This is a genomic window from Hassallia byssoidea VB512170 (genome assembly GCF_000817785.2).
In the GTDB taxonomy this organism is placed as follows: Bacteria; Cyanobacteriota; Cyanobacteriia; order Cyanobacteriales; family Nostocaceae; genus Hassallia; species Hassallia carrinoi.
On record NZ_JTCM02000193.1, the window covers coordinates 1 to 5,309 of the forward strand.

General features: G+C 42.1%; 6 protein-coding genes. 4 read left to right on the forward strand and 2 right to left on the reverse strand.

Annotated features, from left to right (window positions below; genetic code table 11):
• Positions 1-113: 113 nt before the first annotated feature.
• Positions 114-1,493 carry a gluconeogenesis factor YvcK family protein gene (locus tag PI95_RS34395; protein ID WP_039753273.1) on the reverse strand — a complete coding sequence of 460 codons (1,380 nt, stop codon included), beginning with the start codon at positions 1,491-1,493 and terminating at the stop codon, positions 114-116.
• Between the two features lie 175 nt (positions 1,494-1,668).
• On the opposite strand from PI95_RS34395, the gene ruvC reads away from it, so the two are divergent.
• From ruvC to PI95_RS34410, 3 genes are all read left to right on the forward strand, one after another.
• Complete coding sequence (gene ruvC, locus PI95_RS34400; protein WP_039753274.1) at positions 1,669-2,160, forward strand: crossover junction endodeoxyribonuclease RuvC; 492 nt, start codon at positions 1,669-1,671, stop codon at positions 2,158-2,160.
• 356 nt (positions 2,161-2,516) lie between these two features.
• On the forward strand, positions 2,517-2,951 hold the full coding sequence (locus PI95_RS34405; protein WP_039753275.1) for a DUF29 family protein: 435 nt from the start codon (positions 2,517-2,519) through the stop codon (positions 2,949-2,951).
• A 66-nt stretch (positions 2,952-3,017) separates the two neighbouring features.
• Positions 3,018-3,596: a Uma2 family endonuclease gene (locus tag PI95_RS34410; protein WP_039753276.1), complete on the forward strand. Its 579-nt coding sequence runs from the start codon at positions 3,018-3,020 to the stop codon at positions 3,594-3,596.
• A gap of 258 nt (positions 3,597-3,854) precedes the next feature.
• On the opposite strand, the gene PI95_RS34415 is transcribed toward PI95_RS34410, so the two are convergent.
• Positions 3,855-4,613 carry a hypothetical protein gene (locus PI95_RS34415; RefSeq protein ID WP_201280725.1) on the reverse strand — a complete coding sequence of 253 codons (759 nt, stop codon included), beginning with the start codon at positions 4,611-4,613 and terminating at the stop codon, positions 3,855-3,857.
• 365 nt (positions 4,614-4,978) lie between these two features.
• Between PI95_RS34415 and PI95_RS34420 the strand changes: the two genes are divergently transcribed.
• On the forward strand, positions 4,979-5,309 hold a 331-nt coding region (locus PI95_RS34420; protein WP_163519462.1), incomplete at its 3' end, for a two-partner secretion domain-containing protein.

The following is a 5,309-nucleotide window of genomic DNA, read 5'->3' on the forward strand; positions in this document are numbered from 1 at the left end:
CAACGGAGGACACCTCCGCACAGCGCTGGCTCCCCTTGTCCACGCCAGACGCCTCAACGGAGGACACCTCCGCACAGCGCTGGCTCCCCTTGTCCCCCTTGTCTCCTTGTCTCCTACCTCCCCATCCCCAAATGGGCGCCACTGTACCACCGGAACAAAACTCGCGCTAGTCTTTGGGGATTGTGACGCACGCAGCCGATATCATCTTCAAATAAAATATTCGCTAAGACAATTCTTCGCCCCAGATCCAATACAGCTTCGCGATCGAGGAAGACGGGATGAGAGTTTTGTTGAGCGTAGCGGATTAGTGAACGAGGGCTAGGGGATTTTTTGTGTACTAATACAGCATCAAAAAGCTGTCGTCCGCAAGCGGCATCAATGGCTCTAATGTGGTCAGAAACAGTGTATCCTTGAGTTTCACCCGGTTGAGTCATGATATTGCAGACATAAATACGGGGGGCAAGGGATGCGGCGATCGCATCGGCAATTTGTGGAACCAACAAATTAGGAATCAAACTAGTATATAGGCTACCCGGACCAATTATGATATAATCTGCTTCTTTAATTGCCTTGATAGCTGCTGGCAAAGCTGGCGGATTAGCCGGAATGCAGCCAATTTTTACAATACTACCCCCAGCTTCGGGAATGCTCGATTCGCCCTCAATTCGGCGACCATCGGCTAACTCAGCCCAAAGGCGAACATCGCTCAAAGTTGCGGGTAATACTTGTCCTCGCACCGCTAGCACTTTGGAACTAGCAGCAACGGCTCGTTCTAAATCTCCGGTTATATCACTCATCGCCGTCAAAAACAAGTTACCAAAACTGTGACCCGTCAAGCCATCTCCAGCTTTGAAGCGGTATTGAAACAGTTCTGTTAACAGCTTTTCTTCATCTGCTAGTGCTGCTAAACAGTTACGAATATCTCCTGGTGGTAACACGCCAAATTCTTGCCGCAACCGTCCAGAAGAACCGCCATCATCCGCAACGGTGACAATCGCAGTAATATTGGCACTGTAGGTTTTTAGTCCTCTCAGCAATGTGGAAAGTCCCGTACCACCGCCAATCACAACAATTTTCGGTCCCCGGTACAATCGACGATGCGCCAATAGTACATCAATTAATTCTTCTTCACTTTGTCCTTGTGGTCTGAGAACCTTAGTAATTGAGCCTACGGTGCGGGTTTGCCCCCAGAGAAGCAACAGCAAGCCAAATAATATAACTAAAGGTCCACTAATATAATTGGGTAATATCTCGGTGATTACTCCCAAAAAACCCCGGAGAAACTCAAGCACCCAAAAAATTGGTGTCAGCTTAATCCAAATAGCCAATCCCAGACTTGCTAGCACTACACCCGCAACCGAGATCAGCAACCAGCGTTTTACCGATATACCTGGGGATAACCATTTGAACCACTGATTAACTCTATGGGAAGTGCGACGACGCGACTGCGCTTGCAACGTGTTTAAAGCTTGTCTGAGAAAACCAATTGACATACCTGAAAATAAGCAATGTGTTTAGAACAGTGAATAAGAGAAAATGTACACCACCTGGCTTTAACGCCAAATGTGGAATTGTTAAATTTTTTGATTCCATTACATTAAGAGCTAGTAGTTAAACTTGCCAGCATCCCAGTAAAACAATACCCTGGTTTGGTAAAACACAAAACTAATGGAAAAGCGAATTTTAGGATTAGATCCAGGACTGGCAATTTTAGGATTTGGTGCCATAACCTGCAAACAAAGTCAAGCCAAGGTACAAAGCACAACGGTAAATATGCTGGATTTTGGGGTAATCAGTACGCCGGCAGATGCGGAAATGGGACAGCGACTGTCTACCTTGTTCGACGATTTGCACACCCTGATGGAGGAATTGAAACCCGATTTGGTAGCGATCGAGAAATTGTTCTTCTATCGTATGTCAAGTACTATCTTAGTTGCACAGGCACGGGGTGTGATGATGTTGGTGTTAGGGCAGCGTCGCTTACCGTATGTGGAATTTACGCCTGCCCAAATTAAACTAGCTTTAACGGGATATGGCAATGCCGAGAAGTCAGAAGTACAAGATGCGGTAGCGCGAGAGTTAGATTTAGATTATATTCCTAAACCGGATGATGCTTCAGATGCCTTGGCGGTAGCGTTGACGGCATGGTATCAAATTTAAATGTTGTATAGTTACAAAAAACTTGGAAACTACTTTCTTCCCGCTCGTTCGCCGCTAGGCGTTCGGTGCAGGGTAGAATACCTATTTAACGAACCGCGTTCGCGTAGCGTCTCCGATTTGCGTAAAATGTAGCGTTTTTAAACGCAGAGGAACACGGAGGTAAGCGCAGAGTGACGCAGAGTTTTTGTGATAAATTTTCGTCATGAACTTATGGAATATTGTACTTATAACAATAAGTAAGTAGGCGTAAATAAACATAATTATGTGAGAAAACGTAAATATAACTGAAACTCTTAACAATGAAACATGACGACTTTCACTATTACTGAGATTGAGAAAAGGAGGATTAATAGCTAATGGAAGAACTGCTAGAACTAAAGGAACTATTGCACCAAGGAAAAGTAGCGGAAGCTCTCATCATTGTCGAAGAATTAGAGGAGATAAGTAAAATTGATAAACTCAATAAAATATTTAGCTATGCCATCATTTTATTGTTACATCTAATAAAAAAAAGCGCTGAAAAGCGAACAACTAAATCTTGGGAGACTTCTATTTTCAACTCTGTTAAGCAAATTCAACGCAGCAATCAACGTCGCAAAGCGAAGGGTACTTATTTAACTGAAGAAGAATTATTAGAAACTATACATGATGCCTATGAATCTGCGTTGAGAGAAGCAGCTATAGAAGCATTTGAAGGAAGCTATGAAGCTGAAGAAATTAGCGAAATGGTAGACTGTGAAGAGATTATTAAAACGGCGATAGACTTAATTTTAGAGCGAAATAACCTTTGATTCGGCTAATCAATCACTCGTTATGCTCCTGTTGCTACAATCAAACCAAGCTTGAAAAATCTTAGTATGATAGCCATCCCCCAACAACCGCAAAAAATGACCATCGAGGAATATCTCGAATGGGAACCTCAGCAAGAGATTCGCTACGAATATGTCAACGGCGAAGTCTTTGCCATGACTGGTGGTACAATTCCCCATAATGATATTGCTCTAAATCTTTACACTGCCTTACGCCCTCATCTACGTTCCAGAGGTTGTCGAGTAAATGTGTCAGACGTGAAGGTGCAAGTTAGTCCTAAAAGTCCATACTACTATCCTGATGTTATCGTCAGTTGTGACCCTCAAGACCTCAACGCCCGCAAATTTATTCAAAATCCTAAACTAATTGCGGAAGTTCTCTCCCCTGGTACAAGCGGTAAAGATAGAGGTGAAAAATTCACTTACTACCTGACAATCCCCACTTTGCAAGAGTATATCTTGATTGACTCGGAAAAAATCTCCGTCGAACGTTACTGTCGGGGAGAGGGAAGAATGTGGCTTTACTATCGCTACACCGCAGGAGACATGATTACTTTATCAAGCATTGAATTTGAGTTTCCTATCGAACTGCTGTATGAAGCTGTTGTATTGGAAACAGAAGAATAGTTGAAAAGCTAATGATTGAAAAGTTAAAAGAGATAATTAAGTAAATAAAAGCACAGGTCACAGTTGCTATCGTTTGTTTATATGAAGAAATATAAACTTCAAGTAGGGTGTGTTATCGCGCCCGTGTACGACACCCTGAATTATCAATGGTGCGTTATGCCGAAGGCTAACGCAACGCCAGATGCTACAACGGAGGGAACCTCCGCAACGCACTGGCTCCCCTACAATTTAAATTTTTTAACATAATCTGATATTATCTTATCCTAGATTTACGTCTTGCTTTTTCATCTCGATCGCATCTGTAGCCAAAAGTTCTGTAGCTTCTTGCAAAAGTTGCTTTTGTTCTATTTGAATTGCCTCTAACCGCACACTAATTTCTGTAAGTCTTTGCTGTTTATCTTTGTAAATCTCTGGAGAAGTTGCAGGTGGCAAAGCTGGCAGGTTTTTAACTGGTTGAGGAGATGTTAGTTTTTTAAGAGCGATGTTGCTAACTTTGGTAAATGAGAAAAAGCTAACTTTAATTAAGGCAAAAAGTAATTTAAAAGGAACTTGGAGAATCGACCAACTAGCGGTTTCAATCAAGCGTACAATAGCTTTGATGATACTTGAGGCGATCGCAATCACCAAAAGCAGAATTACTAAGCTGATAATTGGGTGATTACTTGCCCAAGCAAGGATTTGCACTATCCGGAAAATAGCTGGATGTTGAGTTAGCCAATCATTCATCGAAGAAGCGATCGCTACTTCAACTGCTCTCGATGTTGTATTCTTAATTTGGTCAGCATTTTGCCAAGACTGTTCTAATGAACTTTTAGCTTGTTCAACAGTTGTGCTGACAGAATCAATTGCCTTATCAGTTGCGGTTGTTGCTGTTTGTTTCCAAGATTCTCCCACTTGCTGCGCTGATTTAGTTAAAGAATCAACGCTTTGATAAACATAATCTTTAGCCTGCTGAAAGTGAGGAAATTTTTCTCTCAGCAAATTTATGTCTATGCTCAAATTTTGCATCTTAGACATAGTTTCGGCTTAGTATAACGTGAGTTCGACGAACCTCTCCCTGCCTTGAACTAAAGTTCAAGTCTGTCCCTCTCCGATTCGGAGAGGGACGGTTTTACGTAGTAAAACCAGGGAGAGGTATGAATGATTTGTGCTAATTAGGCGAACACTATGGACATATGATCCGTCGAATTCACGTCAATATAACACTAATCACAGCTTATCAAAAACGCCTCATTTTTAGCTTGACAGTTTCCTAGTCCGCGACTTTATTCGTCGGGTATTTTTGGAAACTACTAGAATTACTTAGCACTATATGGTTTATTTATGATTATGCAGGTAATTTTTGTTAGCTAAAAAAAAATAATAGCGGGTATATATACGTAATGAGCAATCATTGGGGCTGGTTATTAGGGATAGCGATGTCTACGACGGGCTACGCGCTTTGCGAGTATTTTTGGGCAAATAGTGCATCAGCGCAAATTAGCCCGGATGCCACTTTACCGAATAACTCCATCATCACACCACAGGGTAATATCTTAAATATCACCGGCGGAAGCCAAATCGGAAACAACTTATTCCACAGTTTTCAACAATTCTCCGTTCCCACAGGTGGCACCGCTTTTTTTAATAATGCTCTTGACATTAGTAACATTATCAGCAGGGTAACGGGTAATTCAATTTCCAACATTGATGGATTAATTCGCGCTAACGGGA

What these genes read in the sequence shown, in the direction of transcription:
- PI95_RS34395 (WP_039753273.1), bottom strand. Translation starts at nt 1,493, where the DNA reads ATGTCAATTGGTTTTCTCAGACAAGCTTTAAACACGTTGCAAGCGCAG.
- ruvC (WP_039753274.1), top strand. Translation starts at nt 1,669, where the DNA reads ATGGAAAAGCGAATTTTAGGATTAGATCCAGGACTGGCAATTTTAGGA.
- PI95_RS34405 (WP_039753275.1), top strand. Translation starts at nt 2,517, where the DNA reads ATGGAAGAACTGCTAGAACTAAAGGAACTATTGCACCAAGGAAAAGTA.
- PI95_RS34410 (WP_039753276.1), top strand. Translation starts at nt 3,018, where the DNA reads ATGATAGCCATCCCCCAACAACCGCAAAAAATGACCATCGAGGAATAT.
- PI95_RS34415 (WP_201280725.1), bottom strand. Translation starts at nt 4,613, where the DNA reads ATGTCTAAGATGCAAAATTTGAGCATAGACATAAATTTGCTGAGAGAA.